We start from the raw sequence: 18,948 nt of genomic DNA, 5'->3' as shown, positions 1-18,948 counted from the left end.
AAATCGCTATTCGACTTACTTATTCACCCTCGGCTTTAATGAATTGTGTTGAAAGACTGGGGGTCCGTTCCCGCAAGTAACTTTCAGCGTCATCAGCTATATCATTAGCAGTTTCCGGTCGCTCTGCAAGATTCATTGCCCACGCCCGACCAGGGTGCAACACATCCCAGCGGGGTCGCATACCTGCGTGGCGCCCTTTTCCAGGGTTATGATTACCAAAACCATCGATTAGGGAATTCCACACAGGAGTAAATCTTGCGATGATCAAAGACTCGCCTAAAGGAATCCAGATATCGTCAACAACTAAGAAGCGGCAATGGAAATCATTAATATCCAAATTCTCCGCTGCTCGGATACTGTCTGCATGCTCCTTCAAGCGCTTATGAAGAACTTTCCCTGGTGATGTACCAAGGTCTCCGCCCATCCGAGCACCTGCTGGTACAGCTTTACCAACGTAAATTGGCAGCATGAATTGATCATTTCTATTCAACAATGCAAGCCGTGAATAAATTGGAAGGTCCCCTGTGTAGTAAATCGCATACACGCCAGCACCTTCAAATACCGGCAGCACGCCGAGCGGATGAACTTCCTTTGACAACAATGCTTCAGCAACACTAGCACCAAGGTTTTTCTTATCCAACGGATTAAATGGAATTACTTTACCCGTCATGCGAAGTTCACCATTTTTTTTGTAGTTTTCTGTATGCGAAGAATTTCAGCCACTGCCAACTTCTCCGCTACACTTGACGCAACCTGTTGAGCAAGAAGAACTGGCACAGCATTTCCAAGCTGCCGCATTGTTTCTGTCCAACTTCCATGAAATCTGAAACCATCAGGGAAAGTTTGAATACGCGCACTCTCACGTATCGTGAAATAGCGCACCGCGCCATCTTCCTTTACCAACATGTTTTCACCGCCAGGAACACCATGGTCTCCGGCCTTCAACGTTTTTGCTGGTAAGTCCAAAGGGCTACCAGTATGCCCGGGATACGACCGAGCCCCGCCCTGGAATGTGTGATTCGGTACTTTCAATGCTGCGCGCGATTCGGGATCAGGCAGATCAGCAATTGCATCTCGAACGGTTCTCCAAGGCTGCTTTTCCATCGGAAGCAGGCCGTTTCGTAGCTTGGAAACACGTGACCAAAGCTTTTCGGGAACTTCCGGCATCTCTAAGCCATGGCGAACCCAATAGTCACCTGTAACCCATTGCGAATGCAGTAAAGCATCGTAGCTATGAGTTTCTTCAGGAAAAGACCATTCGACGCCGAGATCATCTCGGAAGCCTACAATGAAAACTCGCTCCCGCTTTTGTGGCACTCCATAGTCAGCAGCGTTTACAAGCGTTGGTACAACGTTATAAGTATGACCTTTTCCCTTGCGCTTGCCCGAGGTGCGTTCGGCTTGCAGCCGCATCAGATGATCATGCCACCCTTCATCCTTTCTGCGTGGAAGTTCAGGAAATTCTAATTGAAGCAAGATGTACTGATAATAATTGGCGAAGGCAGCGCGAGTCAGCCCTTTCACATTTTCAACAATGAATGCCTTCGGCTTCAAGTTTCGGATGATCTCAACGGTTGCCGGAAACATGTCACGACGATCATCGTATGCACCATGCTTTCCTCCGATTGAAAAAGGCTGGCAGGGCGGCCCACCCGCAAGCAGGTCTATTCCTTCTGGGATGCTGCTCCAATCGAATCCTCGAACATCACCCTCGTGAAGATTCCAGTGCTGGACCAATGGATATCCACGTTTTTTGTTCTCTCGAACGGTGTCGCACGCCCACTTATCCCACTCGACTACCGCCAAATGTGAGAAACCTGCTATTTCGCAGCCCATAGCAAGCCCACCGGCTCCCGCGAATAGCTCAACGGATTTCATTGCGTGTTCCCCTGACCAAGGAAGCCATTTAGTTTTTTCTCTAGTAAATTCAAGTCTTTAAGCTCACATTCCCAAATCACCAAGGCGTCCCATCCTTGAGACTGAAGCTGAAGCTGGTTGCGCACATCGCGCGCTCTGTTTCCTTCCAGCTTCGGAATCCAGAATTCGAGCCTTGATTTAGGCCACCTTGCGAGTGGACAGCCCTCATGCCGATGCCAAAAGCAACCGTGCACGAAGATAGCCTTTTTCCTGCCTCGAAAGACGATGTCCGGACAGCCTGGCAGGTCACGTTCGTGAAGCCGATATCGAAATCCCAGCGCGTAAAGCAACCGGCGAACCAGCATCTCAGGCTTTGTGTCCTTTGCCTTCACCCCAGCCATACGGGTGCTACGTTCAGATGGCGTAAGCGTATCCACGGATTTTATCAGCCATACGGAATTCATTCATTACCGAAAGCCCTCAACGAAACGGTACGTGTGCCCAAGCCTCAGCGAAGTCGGGCCACAATATCACTGGCGCGCTCCAACAAGCCTATGAGTCCGTCATCAGCGTAGGTGATGTCCAGCAGATGGCTGCTCATAGCCAATGCATCGATTCCTCGTGCCTACGATTGCTATCGATTGACTAGAGCTATACGGGAAGGCGATAGGAACCATCCGAAGCCTATCAATAACCAGTAGATATCTAGCCAAATGATAGATTATCATTTGACTATCAATTTTCTTGACAAAGGATAAAACGGACATGAGCGAAGCCCATCTCTACCTTCGGGCATCCACCAAGGATCAGGACGCGGAACGAGCCAAGCAGTTCCTCCTGGACTTCGCCGATTACCACAACTTGACGGTCGCTGGCACCTACGCTGAGAACATCAGTGGCACCAAGCTTGATCGCCCGGAACTCTCACGGTTGCTGGACACAGCAGCCCCTGGGGACGTCCTGTTGGTCGAATCGGTGGATCGCCTATCCCGTCTATCCCAGGAGGACTGGTCGCACCTCAAAGGCGTCATAGAAGCTAAGCGGCTGCGTCTGGTGGTCGCGGACCTTCCCACCAGCCATATGCTCGTGAATGATAGAGGGATCACCGGGCAGGTTATGCAGGTAATCAACAGCATGCTGATCGACCTGATGGCTACCATGGCCCGCCTTGACCAGGAAAAGCGTGTACAACGGATCAAGCAGGGGCTGGAGAACAAACGTGCCCGTGGTGAGAAAGTCGGCGGCAAAGGCCGCGATCAAAAGAAGTGGGAGAAGGTAGCTGACTTGCTGAAACGGGATGGTTTCAAGATGGAAGAGATTGCCAAGATTGCGGATGTGGGGGTAGCCACGGTATATCGTATCAAGCGGGAGCTTTCCCAGAATTCCACCACTACAACCTGACCCTACCACGCACACAGGACGCCCGACATGGATGAGAAGGTCGCTACCACCGCCGACACGCTTGAATTACTGATGCTGAACCAGATCGCCATAAGAGCAGCCTTGGAGGAAGTGGCGTTGTGGATAAACCAGCGAGGCTCGACTGACACTCACGGTAGCGTACTGGGCGCACTGGAAACGCTCGATCGAAACGCTGAAGCAATTCTCCTGGGTATTGAGCGACTACGATCATAGCGGTACAAAAGACGGGCCAGCTATCTCTGAGAGCCGCCTATGGGCGGCTTTTTTAACGTCCAGGATATTTTAAAATTTGAGCTGTCGATGACGAGGTAGCCGGGCAATGGTGTTAAGCACCGACCCATCTTAAACAGGAGATCAAACACTTAACAGATTACCGCTGATATTCTCGTACCAGTACCGTGGCGATACTTGGCTCATGTCAAAGCTCGATGCTGGGACTCGAAGGCGGCGACAGGCGCAGAAATTTTTCCTCTTAGCCACGGGAGGAGCAGAGAAACGCAATATGCTCTATCGCGTAACTCTGGCACGCCTAGCTTAATTCAAACCCAGTATTTTCTTTTGTGCTGCAGAAGGTTTAACCCTACTAAACGCAAACTCGCGCACGAAGAGCTCTTTCCAACTTGAAAGCTTATTTGCAGGAAGCCATTTAACGTTCCGATCTAGCTCCTGAACACCTTCTTCCAAGGAGATCCTGGAAGCCGCATCCACCAATAAATCACAAACTTCCGGAAGAGACGTTTGCCGCTGGCCTTCCTGAACTGTCAAAATGATATTTTTGAGTTTGACAAGCTCGCCTCTCGCAACGTCATGACGCCCTTCCTTTATCCTGATTTTCAGATCCAGAATTTCGACTGCAGTGTTATTTCCAGCCTCACGCATGATTGACCTAGCCGCCGTGTAATTCTCAATAGCGTAGAACAGCTCAGCCCTCATCAACGTAGCGGAATGCAATGAGGAACGACCATTAATTTTTTCAAGCCTATCGATAAGCGACAACAAATACGGTTCATTATGCTGGACGTAGGACTTCCCTTTGCTAAGACTGACACGAATAAGCGTCTGAATAATATAAATATTATTATCAGCTTGGCGAAACGCCTTCTCAATTAGCCTTTCGGCTTCATTGACATCTCCAGCCGCCAAACTTAAAAAACTTAGCTCCCTGAGGATATGTATATCACCCTGACCCTTATTATTATAAGCTTCAAAGATAGCCTTCAGCGCCTCATCAAATTTGCCAGACAGCCGCAAGTTAAACCCTTTAATAAATGCATGCAAGCGCACAGCTTTGCTTGAAGCGGGGTGATATGAAAAAGATTCCAACACCTCACTAAGATCTTTCTGTCTATTCAAGCGTGCAGCAGAGAGCCCTTTAAACCTCAGAACCTCTAAAGCTGTATCTTCCGTGAGAGCAATCCGACCTCGATATGCAGTTTCGCAAAGAGTATAGGCTTGGTCATAATCGGTGTTATCATAATACTGACGCGCCAGCCTAAAACATTGCGACGGGAGTATCAGGCTTTCAACCCCAGCTATTGAGTGAACTCCAGCACGCAAATTCGCTATGCAGAACTCCTCAATTGTTGATGCACTTGTTTTTTCACTGAGATCAATATCGCGATTGACACCTATCAAATACTCTATAGCCTTATCAATATCAACTTTGTATTGAGCACTATTCAATATATCCCTAGCCGGCCTTGCCAAATACCCTGGAAGTTTAATTCCGATAGAATCCTGAATTATAAATCCATAAGAAACAAGCAACTGAAGCGCCGATTCAATCTCACCACTAAATTGTGGCACAGCGTTCAACGAACCAATTAAGTCGACTTCTGTAATTGTCCCACAATAGGATATCAACGCAAGAGCAACTTTAGCAGTACGCTGTTCCTCAAGATCTTTCAGCAAGCTTGACGCTTGGGACTGGATATCTTTTGTAATACGGCTACGTAGTCGCATCACTTGATTACGCTCAACTGTAGCTAAGCTTCTTGCTGCGATCTCAATTGACTTTGGCCGACCCTCAACTACATCTAAGAAATTTTCTACTATTTCATCCGCATCTGAAACTTCTAAATATTGAAGCCACCAGTCAAAGAGCAAACTAGATTCTTCTTTCGCCAAGGGCGGGATTTTCTGGAGAAGAATAACATTTAACTCATCAGGCGTAAGATATGTTGGAGTGCGCGCCGAGATAATTACTAGTTTTGGGTATGCTGCTCGCGGAAGCTTTCTAGCAACTCCAGAAAGCCAGGATGCGAGCTTACCAGTATCATCCAAACCTGTGGCACCCACATCAATTAAAAGAGTTTGCCCAGACTTAGTTATCTCACCTACAAGCTCCGCAATTAGGGAGAACCGATCCTCATTCACACATTTAAGAAACTGCCCTGTCCTCTCACTCAATTCCCTGGGAGATATCAGACCAAACATACCCAAAATATATCGATACAGATTGACATCTGATTCGTGCTCATCCAGAGAACACATCAGCTTTCGCTTAGAAGCTCCTGAAAAACGTCTATCGTAAAGTTCGTTTAACAACTGCTTACGCCCATAACCATCGGTACCGCAGAGCATCAGAGCGCTTGGCACGTTTCGCGCGTCTTTTGTTACATGTCGCTCCAACTGCAGAAGCTCATTATAACGATAAAATGGCGGTTTATTTCCATTTCTCTTCTCCCACTCATCGAAAACGCTCATTACCCTGCACTTAATGTGCTCTGCTGTTGGATGCTCAATAATTACATAATCTTGAAGCCACCCAGGAACCTGTGACCGATCACCATCATCAATCAGGAACACCATAGCGGTTCTGATCTGAGTTTTCATCCAGTTACTAAATGCGTGACGCAACTCACCTTTCACCCAATCAGACTCCAAAGCCTTTTTAGATGCAAAAAGTATGAAATGGGTACTTTCGTTTAATGCCTCATATATCTGCTCTGGCAAAAAAGAGGTATTATCAAACGTACCAACATCATAATGACAAATAGCTGCCCCCAGCTCCTCGAATACCTGAGAAACAATGGCCTTGTCAGATGAGCTATGCGAAAGGAAGAATTTCATTATCTCTCCATGAATGAAACAATTCTGATCTGAGTTTTTCCATTCTAAATAAGTGTAGGGTCTTTTTGCTAGCATAGTGACACTGTATTTTCATACAGCTAAACGAATAGCAAATGGCGGGCACGTCGTTGCGTAGAGCCTCAAAGGCCATACCCACGGCTCGTGGTTGTCAGTGATCGCCAACGAGTGTGATGCGGGTGATGCAGCGGTTCTGGAACTGGCTAAGACTGCAAGTGCCCCCGTAACCCATAAGAGGCCGACCACAAAGGCATTCGAGGGCGGTTTTTCTGGCCGAGTGGAGCACGTCCAACAGTCCCACCGCATTAATTCTGCCCCACTGACGAACCAGTTTTGGCTCATTCCTCTGACGATATTCCCTCTCCGGTTGGCTGACGACATTGGACAACCAGTGAAGGCCCGTTTAGAAAATGATGTGAATCCGCCAATATGATGGCGCCCCCCCTCCTAGCGCTATGAACTTCTAATCACTACAAACTCTGAATGGACGCCCCGAGCAAGCAACTACGGCGGCAACTAATCCCGCATCCGGACTGCTATGAGAGACCACGCCCAAAGGAATTGACGAGGCTGTAGGAACCCTTGCTGGCAACCCGTCCATCTAAAGGCCCAGCATCTTTTCAGGAGGACCACAGGACTGGTACATTTCCCCTTCACTCCCTTGGGAAAGGGTGTTGGTTTTCGTGGCTTCCAAGCAATGCGAAGCGGGTTTCAATACATCGACTACCCGGCAGACAACAACAAGATGAGCTGGCAGGACATGCTCGCCTGGCTGCGCCAGAAGCGCTGGCAGAGCATGGGGTTCGGCGGCATCACCTATCTGGCGCTGATGATTCCGGGGGTCAACGTGCTGATGATGCCGGCGGCTGTGGCCGGCGCGACGTTGTTCTGGGTGCGCGAGCGCAGCTGAAGCCCGCGGTGGCTGGCACGGGCTATGCCCGTGATCGCGGGACCAGCCGCTCCTACAGGTGCTGCGCGGCCTCGAATATGGCGCTGTACCTGTAGGCGCGGGCTTGCCCCGCGATGAATTCAGCGCGGCGTCTTTAGTGGCTCAACTGGCTGGAGAACTGCCCCACCGCATTGACCACCTTCTTCGCCCCCTCCTGGATCTCGACGATCACCGTGCCGGTCTCCCCGGCCAGGCTCAGGCCCTGCTCGGCCTGGCGCTTGCTGGTGTCGATGATGTCCACCGCCGCCTGGGCCAGGTGCTCGTTCTGCTGCACCACCTTGGCGATTTCCTCGGTGGCGCTGCTGGTACGCGAGGCCAGCTGGCGCACTTCGTCGGCCACCACGGCGAACCCTCGGCCCTGCTCACCGGCGCGCGCCGCCTCGATCGCGGCGTTGAGCGCCAGCAAGTTGGTCTGCCCGGCGATGTCGCTGATGGTCTTGATGATCGAACCGATGACCTTGGACTGTTTGTCCAGCGCCTGGATACCTTCGGCAGCCTCCTGCATCGAACCCTCCAGGCCGCGCATCACTTCGACCGTCTGGGTCACCACCTCGGTGGCCTTGCGCGCGCTGGCGTCGGTGTCCAGCGAGGTGCCGTAGGCAATATCGGCGGCCTCGGCAACGGCGATTTCCTGGTTGACCTGATCGGTGATCACGGTGGCGAACTTGACCACCTTGTAGAGCACGTCATGGGCGTCGATGATCGGATTGTACGAGGCCTCCAGCCACACCACCCGGCCATGTGCATCGATACGCTTGAAGCGCTCGGCGACGTACTCGCCACGGCGCAGCTTTTCCCAGAACGCCTGGTAGCCTGCCGAGTTGGCCTCTTCGGGCTCGCAGAACATGCGGTGGTGCTTGCCGCGCACCTGCTCCAGGCTGTAGCCCATGGTCTGCAGGAAGCGGTCGTTGGCGGTCAGCACCTGGCCATCGAGGTTGAACTCGATCACCGCGGTGGAGCGCATCAGCGCCTTGATCAGGCTTTCGTGCTCACGGGAGGTCTCGATGGTGCGGGTCAGGTCGCTGGAATGCACGGTGAAGTACTTGATCCGGCCGTCACTGCCCTTGACCGGTTGCAGGATCGAGCGCAACCAGGCCTCCTGGCCATTGCCACGCAGCAGACGGAAGGCGCCATTGAAGTGCTCGCCCCGGGCGATCGCAGCTTTCATGCGCTGGTGGAAGTCCAGCTTCTTCACGTGCTCGGGAACGATCTCTTCGACGTTGCGACCGATCAGTTGCTCGGCGCGGTAGAGCATTTCCTTCTCGAAATTGCCGTTGACCGCCTCGATGCGCCCCTGCGGGTCAAGTTGCAGCACCAGCATTTCGCTGTCTAGGCTGTTCTTGACCTGCTCGACCGATTGCAGCGCCTCGCGCAGTTGCTGGATTTCTTTCTTTAATTTGCTGTTGAACATCACCGCTCTCCCAGAGCGAAAACCATCCGTTGAATGTATCTGCATCGGCTGAGGCCTTGCGGTTCTTGAGCTGCGCGCACGGAAATATTCACTGCACGCGGCCGGACGTCACCCGGGGGTCACGCAGGCGTCACGCAACCGCAATGTGGCAGGTGGACACTTTTCGACATGAATACACCGCCCCTGCGCATCACCCTCGTCAGCGAAACCTTCCCACCCGAAATCAACGGCGTGGCCAACACACTCGGCCGCCTCGGCGAAGGCTTGCGCCTGCGCGGCCACCACGTCGAGGTGATCCGCCCACGCCAGGCGGGTGACCTGCCGGGCAATCCGGGCGACGAACTGCTGCTGTGCCGGGGCTGGCCGCTGCCCGGCTACCCCGGCTTGCAGTGGGGCGAGATGTCCATGCACAAGCTGTGGCGACGCTGGCGCCGACAGCGGCCCGATGTGCTGTACATCGCCACCGAAGGCCCGCTCGGGCTCAGCGCCCTGCGTGCCGCGCGGCGCCTGGGCATCGCCGTGGTCAGTGGCTTTCACACCAATTTCCCGCAGTACTCGGGGCAGTACGGCCTGGGGCTGCTGGCGCGCCTGCTCACCCACTACCTGCGCTGGTTCCACCGACGCACAGTGATCACCCTGGTGCCCAGCGCCAGCCAGCGCCTGGAGTTGGAGCGACGCGGCTTCGAGCGCCTGGGCCTGATGGCCCGTGGCGTGGACGCCTGCCTGTTCAACCCGGCCCGACGCAACCCGGCGCTGCGCGAACAGTGGGGACTGGGGCCAGACGATATCGCAGTGCTGCACGTCGGGCGCCTGGCGCTGGAAAAGAACCTCGCCCTGCTACACCCCTGCCTGGAGGCGCTGCGCAAGACGTATCCACAGCGGCGCATGCGATTGATCGTGGTCGGCGACGGGCCCCAGCGCGCGCAACTCGAACAGCAATTGCCGGACGCCGTGTTCTGCGGCGCGCAGCGTGGCGAGGTGCTGGCCGAACACTACGCCAGTGGCGACCTGTTCCTGTTCCCGAGCCTGACCGAAACCTTCGGCAACGTGGTGCTCGAGGCCCTGGCCTCGGGGCTGGCAGTGGTGGCGTACGATGAAGCGGCCGCGGCCCAGCACATACGCCATGGCCACAGCGGTGCGCTGGCCATGCCGGGCGACCAGGCGGCGTTCATCGACGCCGCCTGCTGGTTGCTGGAAGAAGGCGAGACCCTGCGCCGGGTGCGCCTGAACGCCCGCCAGCATGCCAGCCGCCAGGGTTGGCAGGCGATCGTCGAGCAGTTCGAGGGCTACCTGCACGCCGCCTGCCGGCAAAGCGGCGCCCAGACCAGCCGGCCCCCCTCGGCTTTGGCGATCAAGCCAGGCTCGTCAGCGCCTCACGGCTGAACGGCAGGATGTCCTGCTCGCGACCTTCGCGAACCTTCTGCGCCCATTGCGCATCCACCAGCAACGCCCGGCCCACCGCCACCAGGTCGAACTCTTCGTCGCCCAGCCGGCGCAGCAGCCCTTCCAGGCTGGCGGGCTTGGCCACCTTGTCGGTGTCGACCATGAACTGCAGGAACTCGCCATCCAGGCCGACACTGCCCACGGTGATGGTCGGCTTGCCGGTGAGCTTGCGCGTCCAGCCGGCCAGGTTCAGCGCCGAGCCTTCGAACTCCGGCTCCCAGAAGCGCCGGGTGGAACAGTGGAAGATGTCCACGCCAGCGTCGGCCAGGGGCTTGAGGAACGCCTCCAGCGCCTCGGGGGTTTCCACCAGGCGCGCGCTGTAGTCCTGCTGCTTCCACTGGGAGAAGCGGAAGATGATCGGGAAGTCCGGCCCGACCGCAGCGCGCACGGCCTGGATCAGCTCGATGGCGAAGCGCGAACGCTGCGCGAGGTCGCCGCCGTACTCGTCGCTGCGCTGGTTGCTGCCGGCCCAGAAGAACTGGTCGATCAGGTAACCATGGGCGCCGTGGATCTCCACGCCGTCCATGCCAATGGCCTTGGCGTCGCGGGCGGCCTGGGCGAACGCGGCGATGACGTCGCGGATGTCATCATGGGTCATTTCATGGACCACGACCTGGCCATCCTTGCTTTTACCGCTCGGGCCGTAGCCCGGCACGCTGGCATCCGGCTCGGTGCCCAGCCGGCGCACGCTGCCCACGTGCCACAGCTGCGGCACGATGCGCCCGCCTTCGGCATGCACCGCCTCGACCACCTGCTTCCAGCCGGCCAGGGCATCCTCGCCGTGGAAACGCGGCACGTTGGGGTAGCCGTTGGCGGCCAGGTGGCTGACCGTGGTGCCTTCGGTGATCACCAGGCCGACACCGGCGGCGGCGCGACGCCGGTAGTACTCGACCACACCGGCATGCGGCACGCCGCCGGGGCAGAAGGTACGGGTCATCGGCGCCATGACCACGCGGGTCGGCAGTTCGAGGCGGCCCAGGGTGAACGGCTGGAACAGGGGATTGTTGGACATGCGGCGCTCCCGACAGGAATGAAGAATGCGCCTGAGAGTAGGGGGTGCCGAGGGGATGGCCCAGCATTATTGATTCGGGTGATTGTGGGGTATCGCAGCGAGGGCTGCGCCGTCGCTCTCCAAGCCTTGCATCGCAAAAGGGCCGCAAAGCGGCCCCAGAGTCGTGCTGCCGATCGCGGACGCCGGATCAGGCCAGGGCCTTTTCGATCGCCTGCACCACGGTCGGGTCATCCGGCGCGGTGCGCGGGGCGAAGCGGGCGAGCACGCGCCCATCCTTGCCCACCAGGAACTTCTCGAAGTTCCAGGTGATGTCGCCTGGGAACTCGGCGCCCTCGCCCGCCAGCAGGCGGTACAGCGAGTGCCGCTCCTGCCCGTTGACCTCGAGCTTGGCGCTCAGCGGGAAGGTGACACCATAGTTCAGGCTACAGAACGTCTGGATCTCTTTTTCCGAACCCGGCTCCTGGCCGGCGAACTGGTTGCACGGCAGGCCCAGCACGCTGAAGCCCTTGCCCTTGAACTGCTGGTGGAGTTTTTCCAGCGAAGCGTATTGCGGCGTCAGGCCACACTTGGAGGCGACGTTGACCACCAGCACCACCTGCCCCTTGAACGGAGCGAGGGGCAGGTCCTCGCCGTCCAGCGCCTTCAACGTCAGGTCGTGAAATGCACTCATGTTGATTCCCCTCTCAGGTTCCGGTTGCCGCTGGGGCAAATCCCGCCCACTAAAAAGGCGCGCGGCCAAACCGATCACCCTCGTGGAGGGGAGTCCGGCTTGCCCGAGCGCCTGGCGACTTTCTGAGCTTAGCGCAGAAATCAGTGGTGATGACCACCTTCGCCGTGGATGTGACGGTGGGCGATTTCTTCGTCGCTGGCGTCACGCACCTCGACCACTTTGACCTTGAAGTTCAGGCGCTGGCCGGCCAGCGGGTGGTTGCCGTCGACGGTCACGTCATCGCCGTCGATGTCGCGGATGGTGACGATCTGCATCTGGCCGTCCGGTGCCGAGGCGTGGAACTGCATGCCTACTTCCAGTTGGTCGACGCCCTCGAACATGCTGCGGCTCAGGGTGCTGACCAGCTCGGCCAGGTATTCGCCGTAGGCCTCTTCCGGCTCGATGGCAACGCTCAGTTCGTCACCGACCTGCTTGCCTTCCAGGGCCTTCTCCAGGCCAGGGATGATGTTGGCGGCACCGTGCAGGTACACCAGCGGCGCGCCACCGGCGGAGCTGTCGATGACCTCCCCGGCGTCGTTGGTCAGGGTATAGTCGATGGAGACAGCCTTGTTGGCGGCGATCAGCATGGGGCAAGACCTTTTGCAAAAGAATGTAGAGCGGACAAGTGTAACCAAGGGCTCGCCCGATTGCGAACGCGGCTCGGACGACCAGCGGCCCATCAGTCGGATCACTGGCTTTCACCTCGATGAAGAGAGCCACTGGGTGGTCGAGCTGTCCTGCGGCCACACCCAACACCTGCGCCACCAACCGCCGTGGCAGGCGCGCCCTTGGGTGCTCGACGCCGACGAGCGGGCACGGCGCATCGGCAGCGTCTTCAACTGCGGCTGGTGCGCACAGGGTGCCGATAGCGCTACCCTTGGCCGTTGATTTCCTTGCACCGCTTATTCCGAGAAGCACGCATGCAGACATTTTTCATCGCGCCGACCGATTTCGGCGTCGGCCTGACCTCCATCAGCCTGGGCCTGGTACGCGCCCTGGAGCGCGGCGGGCTGAAGGTCGGCTTCTTCAAGCCGATCGCCCAGCCTCACCCTGGCGACACCGGCCCGGAGCGCTCCAGCGAACTGGTGGCGCGCACCCATGGCATCAAGCCCCCTGCGCCACTGAGCCTGGCCCAGGTCGAGCGCATGCTCGGCGATGGCCAACTCGACGAGTTGCTCGAAGAAATCATCCGCCTCTACCAACAGGCTTGCGTCGGCAACGACGTGGTGGTGGTCGAGGGCATGGTGCCGACGCGCCACGCCAGCTATGCCGCGCGGGTCAACCTGCACCTGGCGAAAAGCCTGGATGCCGAGGTGATCCTGGTGTCGGCGCCGGAGAACGAGGTGCTCAGCGAGCTGTCCGGCCGTGTCGAGCTGCAAGCCCAGCTGTACGGCGGGCCGCGTGACCCGAAGGTGCTGGGGGTGATCCTCAACAAGGTCCGCACCGAGGAAAGCATGGCCGCCTTCGCGGCACGCCTGCGCGAACACTCGCCGCTGCTGCGTGGCGACGACTTCCGTCTGCTCGGCTGCATCCCCTACCAGGCCGACCTCAACGCGCCGCGCACCCGCGACGTGGCCGAGCTGCTCGGCGCCCAGGTGCTCAACGCCGGTGACTACGAGCAGCGGCGCATGAACAAGATCATCATCTGCGCGCGCACCGTGGCCAATACCGTGCCGCTGCTCAAGCCCGGCACCTTGGTGGTGACCCCGGGCGACCGCGACGACATCATCCTCGCGGTGAGCCTGGCGGCGATCAACGGCGTGCCCTTGGCCGGCCTGCTGCTGACCAGCGACAGCAAGCCCGACCCGCGCATCCTAGAACTGTGCCGGGGCGCGTTGCAGGCCGGGCTGCCGATCCTGTCGGTGAGCACCGGCTCCTACGACACCGCCAACCAGCTCAACTCGCTGAACCGCGAGATCCCGGTGGACGACCGCGAGCGCGCCGAGGTGATCACCGACTTCGTCGCCAGCCACCTCGACGCGCTGTGGTTGCACCAGCGCTGCGGCACACCGCGCGAGCTGCGGCTGTCGCCGGCGGTGTTCCGCTACCAGCTGATCCAGCGCGCCCAGCAGGCGAACAAGCGCATCGTCCTGCCCGAGGGCGCCGAGCCGCTGCTGGTGCAGGCCGCGGCAATCTGCCAGGCGCGTGGCATCGCCCGTTGCGTGCTGCTGGCCAAGCCCGAGGAAGTCGAAGCGGTGGCGCGCGCCCAGGGCATCACCCTGCCGGCCGACCTGGAAGTGCTCGACCCGGAGGTGATCCGCGCGCGCTACGTGGAGCCGATGGTCGACCTGCGCAAAAGCCGCAACCTCAACGCGCCGATGGCCGAGCAGCAGCTCGAAGACCCGGTGGTGATCGCCACCATGATGCTGGCGCTGGATGAAGTCGACGGCCTGGTCTCGGGCCTGGTGCACTCCACCGCCAACACCATCCGCCCGGCCTTGCAGCTGATCAAGACAGCGCCGGGCAGCAGCCTGGTGTCGTCGGTGTTCTTCATGCTGTTCCCCGAGCAGGTGCTGGTGTATGGCGACTGCATCATGAACCCGCACCCCAGCGCCGCGGAGCTGGCCGAAATCGCCCGGCAGAGCGCCGAGTCGGCCGAAGCCTTCGGCATCGCGCCGCGGGTGGCGATGCTCAGCTATTCCAGCGATTCGGCGGCCAGTGACGAGGAAGTGGAGAAGGTGCGTGAGGCCACGCGCCTGGCGCAGGCCGCCGAGCGCGACCTGCTGATCGACGGGCCGCTGCAGTACGACGCCGCCGCCAACCCGGACATCGCCCGCCAGCTGGCGCCGCACAGCCCGGTGGCCGGTCGAGCCACGGTATTCGTGTTCCCCGACCTGAACACCGGCAACACCACGCACAAGGCGGTGCAGCGCAGCGCCGATTGCGTGAGCCTGGGGCCGATGCTGCAGGGTTTGCGCAAGCCGGTGAACGACCTGCCGCGCGGGGCGCAGGTGGATGACATCGTGCACACCATCGCGTTGACCGCGATCCAGGCCAGCCACGTGCGCTGAAATGAAAACGGGGCCGCTATGCGGCCCCGCTCACGGATTACGGATACTGCTGGACGGTACCCTGCTGGTCGTATTGCTGACCCGGAATCGGCTTCAGGTTGACCTCGACCCGGCGATTCTGCGCCCGGCCATTGGCGTCGGCGTTGCTGGCGATCGGCTGGTCCGGGCCCATGCCGCGCACTGAAACGCGCGACGGGTCGACGCCCTGGGAGGTCAGGTAGGTGCCGACCGCCTGCGCGCGGCGCTGCGACAGGTCCATGTTGTGCTGGCGGCTGCCGGTGCTGTCGGTGAAACCGACCACTTCGATGGTGTTCTGGTTGAACTGCTTGAACGAGCCGGCCAGGTTGTTCAGCGGCGAGTAGAAGCTCGGGGCGATGTTCGCCGAATCGGTGGCGAAGGTGATGTTGCCCGGCATGATCAGCTTGATCTGGTCACCCTGGCGCTGCACTTCGACGCCAGTGTTGGCCATGCTTTCGCGCAGCGCCGCTTCCTGGCGGTCGGCGTAGTAGCCATAGCCTGCGGCCGCCGCGCCCACTGCGGCGGCGCCGATCAGCGCGCCCTTGCCGCGGTTGTTGTGGTCGATGGCGGCCCCGGCGATGGCACCGGCCAGCGCGCCCAAGCCACCGTACTTGGCGGTCTTGCTCATCCCAGTGGAGCCACCTTGCGCCTGCCCCTGGTTGTCATAGGGGTTGGGGCTGGCACACCCCGACATCAGGGCAGCGGCGGTAGCGACGATAATCAGACGACGCATGGTGAACATGGACAAGCTCCTACTGAAATTCGAGATCGCACGCGGATCTGTGCCAGCCTTGGATTGCAGCGCCTCGGAAAAATTCCATGAAACCTCAGGCTCGCACGAAGGGGTTCTCGCGCATCTCCTCGCCGAGGCGAGTATCCGGGCCATGCCCGGTGACCACGATCGCGTCTTCATCCAGGCGATACAGCCGCTCCTTGATGGAACGAACGATAGCCCGCTGATCGCCCCCCCACAAATCGGTGCGCCCCACGCCGCGGCGGAACAGGGTGTCGCCGGCGATCAGCAGCTTGGCGTCGGCGAACCAGAAGCTCATCGAGCCGGGGGTGTGCCCGGGAGTGTGCAGGGCCACGCCGCAGCCGCAGGCCAGCGCTTCGTCATCGCCCAGCCAGCGGTCGGGCGACGGCACCGGGGTGTAGGGTACGCCGAACATCTGGCACTGCATCTCGAGGTTGTCCCACAGCGGCTGGTCGGCCTTGTGCAGATGCAGGGTCGCGCCGGTCAGTTCCTTGAGCCTGCCCGAGGCGAGGAAGTGATCGAAATGGGCGTGGGTGTGGATGATGCTCACCAGGGTCAGCCCATGGTGCTGCAGACGCGCCAGGATCTTCTGCTCGTCACCGCCCGGGTCGACGACGATGGCCTTTTTCGTCAGCGGGTCGCCGATCAGGGTGCAGTTGCATTGCAGGGGGCCAACGGGGAAGGTTTCGCGAATGAGGGAGGTTGGCGGATTCATGTTTGCTCGATTTGCTGTGTGCGGATAAAACGCAGCTGACTCACAAAGACCTCGACGGCCTCGACAGCACGGGCTGATGGTATTCAGTATCGAACTGCATCACAACCTAGGCCAACAGGCCGTTGCGGTCGGGCTCACAGGTGCTCGCCGTGAACACCGCGTTGTTCATGAGATCGAGCGCGCGGCGCATCGCGAAGCGGCACCGTAAAGCTCAAGCTACGGCAGGTACAACCTGAACAACCCGCCCCCAAGCGTCCCGCCATTGGCGATCTCGATCCGCCCGCGCACGCCATTGCGCTCGTGCAGCGCAGCGATGCGTGCCGCGAAGTACAAGCCCAGGCCAGTGCTGCCAGTCTGCGGGTCGATGCCCTGCACGTAGTCCTGCTGGCGCTCGAGCATGCGCTGTGGATAACCGGCGCCGTCGTCATTGACGCTGATCACCAACTGCTCACCCTGCTCCTCGACGCTGATCAACAGCGCATGGCCGGCATAGCGCACGGCGTTGGTGAGCACGTTGGCCACCACCGAGGCGACCAGCTCGCGGTCGAAGAAGCCCAGCGGGTTCTCCGTCTCGATACGCCAGGTGGCGAGCAGGTCGCGGTGGCGGATGACCTCTTGCTGCTGCGCCAGCTGGGCTTCGACGAAATCTTCCAGCTCGTGATAGTCGGGGCAGATCGGCAGTTGGTTGATACCCAGCTTGTACAACCCCAGCAGTTGCACCAGCATGCCGTTGAGGTGACGGAACTCATGTGTCATCACCCCCTGCTCGGTGCCGCCGCGCATCTCCTCGGGCAAGCGTGCCAGCCACTGGTCGTGGGCCTGGATCAACGCCGACAGCGAATTCTTCAGGTCGTGCACGGTGGAGGCGATCACCGTGGAGAAATCCAGCCCCTGTGCGTCCTGGCTCATGCGCCGAATACCCGAATGTGCAGCTTGCGATAGCGGTCGTAGCGGTTGTCGCTGGCGGGGATGCCGGCCACGCTGTTCAAGCAGTTGCGGCACTCCTGCAGGATCGCCGGCGGTGGGTTCTCGCCGCCGATGCGCAGCAGCGCCTGGGCGGTGTTCAAGGCGATGCTGATGTTCTTCGGCTGCAACCCCAAGGCACGCCGGAACATCTCCAGCGCCTCGTTGAGCTGGCCGCCCTGGTAGCTGCGCACGCCCTGGCGGTTGAGGTCCACCGCCTCGGTGACGGCGCCGAGCACACTCGGGTCGTCGGTGACCTTGGCCACGCTCTGCATGACCTTGGGGTCGTCGCCGTAGGTTTCCACGCAGCCCTTGAGGATCGAAGTGCCGGCCGCGTCCTGGCCCAGGGTCTTGAGTTGCTTGGCGACGGTCAGCGCGGCCTCGACCGAGAAGAACTGCTCCATCTTCTCCAGCCGCTGCATCGCCTGCTCGGTGAGCTTGCCGGCGGTTTCCGCGTCGCCGGCCTGTTGCAGGCTGGCCGCCTTCATCAGCCGGGCGCGCACTTGCAGGCCCTGGTCCTCGACGTTTTCCTTGGCCACCTCGCTGAGCACGGTGTTGATCTCGACCCGGGTGCGGGCGTCGAGGCCGTTGCCGGCGTTCTTGTTCATCAGCGCCTGGGCCAGGCCCAGGTTGCTCTCGGCACTCTTGTAGCGCGAGCTTTGGCCCTGGCTCACCGCATGGCGGTAGGCCTTCGAGGCGCTGTCGAAATCTTCGTTGTCCAGCGCCAGCTTGCCCAGCGCCGCCTGCCGGCGCACCGCCAGCGGCGACAGGCGCACGGCCTCTTCGAGCATGTGCTGGGCGCGCTTGGTCTCGCCCTGGGCCACCAGCACCTCGGCCATACCGTCGTAGAGCCCGGGCATGATCGGGAAGGCCTTGAGCGCCTGCTCGTACACGCCCTGGGCCTGTTTGTACTGGCCACGCTTGTGCAGCAGGCTGCCGAGTGCGACGTAGGCCCACGGTTGTGGGCGGCTGGCGAGGATGTTGCCGAGAAACTTCTCCAGCTCGTCGAAGCGGTTCAGCTCGCGCAGGGCATCGGCGCGGTAGCGCAGGCACAGCGGGGCGAAGCGTGGGTCTTGCTTGCACAGCTCGGCGCAGGCCGCCAGCACTTCGGCTGGGCGACCGCGGTCCAGGGCCTGGAGGATCGGCTTGAGCAAGGTCTTGCGCTGCACCAGCTTTTCCAGGCGCTGGGCCAGGCCGACGCGGTTGAACGGCTTGGTCAGGTAGGCGTCGGGCTCGTGCTCGATGGCGCTGAGGACGATCGACTGGCTGCTCTCGGCGGTCACCATGATGAACACGCATTCATGGCTGATCAGCTTGTCCAGCAGCAGGTCTTCAAGCACCTGCTGGCCGTTCTTCTTGCCATCGCCCAGGTGGAAGTCCTGGAGGATGAAGTCGTAGCGCTTCTGCCCGCACATGCGCAGCGCCTGCTCGCCGCTGTCGGCGGTGTCGACGTCACGCACGCCCAGTTCGCGGAGCATGGAGCGGGTCGACGTGCGGAAGTCGGTGTAGTCGTCGACGATCAGAAAGCTTTTTTGCCCGTACTGCAGCATCAACACGACCTGTAGGAAGAAGAGTGGGTAAATGGCGCGCGGCG

General features: G+C 59.5%; 18 protein-coding genes. 6 read left to right on the top strand and 12 right to left on the bottom strand.

The window, feature by feature from the left end; translation table 11 throughout:
- Positions 1–19 precede the first annotated feature (19 nt).
- From P0Y43_RS05530 to P0Y43_RS05520, 3 genes are read right to left on the bottom strand one after another with little or no spacing between them, the layout of a single operon-like run.
- Positions 20–670, bottom strand: coding sequence for an Eco29kI family restriction endonuclease (locus P0Y43_RS05530; protein ID WP_275636299.1), 651 nt, complete (start codon positions 668–670; stop codon positions 20–22).
- Positions 667–1,878 (bottom strand): DNA cytosine methyltransferase, encoded by a 1,212-nt coding sequence (locus P0Y43_RS05525; RefSeq protein WP_275636298.1) that lies wholly within the window; start codon positions 1,876–1,878, stop codon positions 667–669. The genes P0Y43_RS05530 and P0Y43_RS05525 overlap by 4 nt, the downstream gene beginning before the upstream one ends.
- Positions 1,875–2,321 carry a very short patch repair endonuclease gene (locus P0Y43_RS05520; protein ID WP_275636297.1) on the bottom strand — a complete coding sequence of 149 codons (447 nt, stop codon included), beginning with the start codon at positions 2,319–2,321 and terminating at the stop codon, positions 1,875–1,877. The genes P0Y43_RS05525 and P0Y43_RS05520 overlap by 4 nt, the downstream gene beginning before the upstream one ends.
- 301 nt (positions 2,322–2,622) lie before the next feature.
- Here P0Y43_RS05520 and P0Y43_RS05515 point away from each other — a divergent pair, with 301 nt between their 5' ends.
- Both P0Y43_RS05515 and P0Y43_RS05510 read left to right on the top strand, forming a co-directional pair.
- Complete coding sequence (locus tag P0Y43_RS05515) at positions 2,623–3,258, top strand: recombinase family protein (protein WP_275636296.1); 636 nt, start codon at positions 2,623–2,625, stop codon at positions 3,256–3,258.
- 27 nt (positions 3,259–3,285) lie between these two features.
- On the top strand, positions 3,286–3,492 hold the full coding sequence (locus tag P0Y43_RS05510) for a hypothetical protein (RefSeq protein ID WP_275636295.1): 207 nt from the start codon (positions 3,286–3,288) through the stop codon (positions 3,490–3,492).
- A 321-nt stretch (positions 3,493–3,813) separates the two neighbouring features.
- Here the strand turns inward: P0Y43_RS05510 and P0Y43_RS05505 are convergent, their stop codons facing one another.
- Entirely contained in the window at positions 3,814–6,351 is a 2,538-nt protein-coding gene (locus tag P0Y43_RS05505) for a toll/interleukin-1 receptor domain-containing protein (RefSeq protein ID WP_275636294.1), read from the bottom strand.
- A gap of 715 nt (positions 6,352–7,066) precedes the next feature.
- Between P0Y43_RS05505 and P0Y43_RS05500 the strand changes: the two genes are divergently transcribed.
- A complete protein-coding gene (locus P0Y43_RS05500; protein WP_275636293.1) occupies positions 7,067–7,279 on the top strand; it encodes an EI24 domain-containing protein in 213 nt (70 codons plus the stop codon).
- Positions 7,280–7,412: 133 nt separating this feature from the next.
- Here P0Y43_RS05500 and P0Y43_RS05495 read toward each other — a convergent pair whose 3' ends face one another.
- Positions 7,413–8,729, bottom strand: a complete 1,317-nt coding sequence (locus tag P0Y43_RS05495) for a methyl-accepting chemotaxis protein (RefSeq protein ID WP_275636292.1) — start codon at positions 8,727–8,729, stop codon at positions 7,413–7,415.
- A gap of 168 nt (positions 8,730–8,897) precedes the next feature.
- Here P0Y43_RS05495 and P0Y43_RS05490 point away from each other — a divergent pair, with 168 nt between their 5' ends.
- Positions 8,898–10,112, top strand: coding sequence for a glycosyltransferase family 4 protein (locus tag P0Y43_RS05490; protein ID WP_275636291.1), 1,215 nt, complete (start codon positions 8,898–8,900; stop codon positions 10,110–10,112).
- Here P0Y43_RS05490 and P0Y43_RS05485 read toward each other — a convergent pair.
- The 3 genes from P0Y43_RS05485 to P0Y43_RS05475 form a co-directional block, all read right to left on the bottom strand.
- Entirely contained in the window at positions 10,081–11,184 is a 1,104-nt protein-coding gene (locus tag P0Y43_RS05485) for an NADH:flavin oxidoreductase (protein WP_275636290.1), read from the bottom strand. The two genes, P0Y43_RS05490 and P0Y43_RS05485, sit on opposite strands and share 32 nt — an antisense overlap.
- A gap of 187 nt (positions 11,185–11,371) precedes the next feature.
- Positions 11,372–11,854 carry a glutathione peroxidase gene (locus P0Y43_RS05480; protein ID WP_275636289.1) on the bottom strand — a complete coding sequence of 161 codons (483 nt, stop codon included), beginning with the start codon at positions 11,852–11,854 and terminating at the stop codon, positions 11,372–11,374.
- A gap of 140 nt (positions 11,855–11,994) precedes the next feature.
- Positions 11,995–12,480, bottom strand: coding sequence for an FKBP-type peptidyl-prolyl cis-trans isomerase (locus P0Y43_RS05475; protein WP_275636288.1), 486 nt, complete (start codon positions 12,478–12,480; stop codon positions 11,995–11,997).
- Here P0Y43_RS05475 and P0Y43_RS05470 point away from each other — a divergent pair.
- On the top strand, positions 12,479–12,781 hold the full coding sequence (locus P0Y43_RS05470; protein WP_275636287.1) for a DUF3565 domain-containing protein: 303 nt from the start codon (positions 12,479–12,481) through the stop codon (positions 12,779–12,781). The two genes, P0Y43_RS05475 and P0Y43_RS05470, sit on opposite strands and share 2 nt — an antisense overlap.
- Before the next feature lie 32 nt (positions 12,782–12,813).
- Entirely contained in the window at positions 12,814–14,904 is a 2,091-nt protein-coding gene (pta, locus tag P0Y43_RS05465) for a phosphate acetyltransferase (protein ID WP_275636286.1), read from the top strand.
- A 37-nt stretch (positions 14,905–14,941) separates the two neighbouring features.
- Here pta and P0Y43_RS05460 read toward each other — a convergent pair whose 3' ends face one another.
- From P0Y43_RS05460 to P0Y43_RS05445, 4 genes are all read right to left on the bottom strand, one after another.
- Positions 14,942–15,664, bottom strand: a complete 723-nt coding sequence (locus P0Y43_RS05460) for an OmpA family protein (RefSeq protein WP_275636285.1) — start codon at positions 15,662–15,664, stop codon at positions 14,942–14,944.
- An 85-nt stretch (positions 15,665–15,749) separates the two neighbouring features.
- Positions 15,750–16,391 carry an MBL fold metallo-hydrolase gene (locus P0Y43_RS05455; protein WP_275636284.1) on the bottom strand — a complete coding sequence of 214 codons (642 nt, stop codon included), beginning with the start codon at positions 16,389–16,391 and terminating at the stop codon, positions 15,750–15,752.
- 216 nt (positions 16,392–16,607) lie between these two features.
- Positions 16,608–17,300: a sensor histidine kinase gene (locus P0Y43_RS05450; RefSeq protein WP_275636283.1), complete on the bottom strand. Its 693-nt coding sequence runs from the start codon at positions 17,298–17,300 to the stop codon at positions 16,608–16,610.
- Complete coding sequence (locus P0Y43_RS05445) at positions 17,297–18,904, bottom strand: tetratricopeptide repeat-containing response regulator (protein ID WP_275636282.1); 1,608 nt, start codon at positions 18,902–18,904, stop codon at positions 17,297–17,299. Before P0Y43_RS05445 ends, P0Y43_RS05450 begins: the two co-directional genes overlap by 4 nt.
- Between the last annotated feature and the right edge of the window lie 44 nt (positions 18,905–18,948).

Source organism: Pseudomonas entomophila (assembly GCF_029193575.1).
Classification (GTDB): domain Bacteria; phylum Pseudomonadota; class Gammaproteobacteria; order Pseudomonadales; family Pseudomonadaceae; genus Aquipseudomonas; species Aquipseudomonas entomophila_G.
The sequence above is the reverse complement of the archived record's forward strand: the minus strand, read 5'-3'. Positions and strand labels throughout refer to the sequence as shown.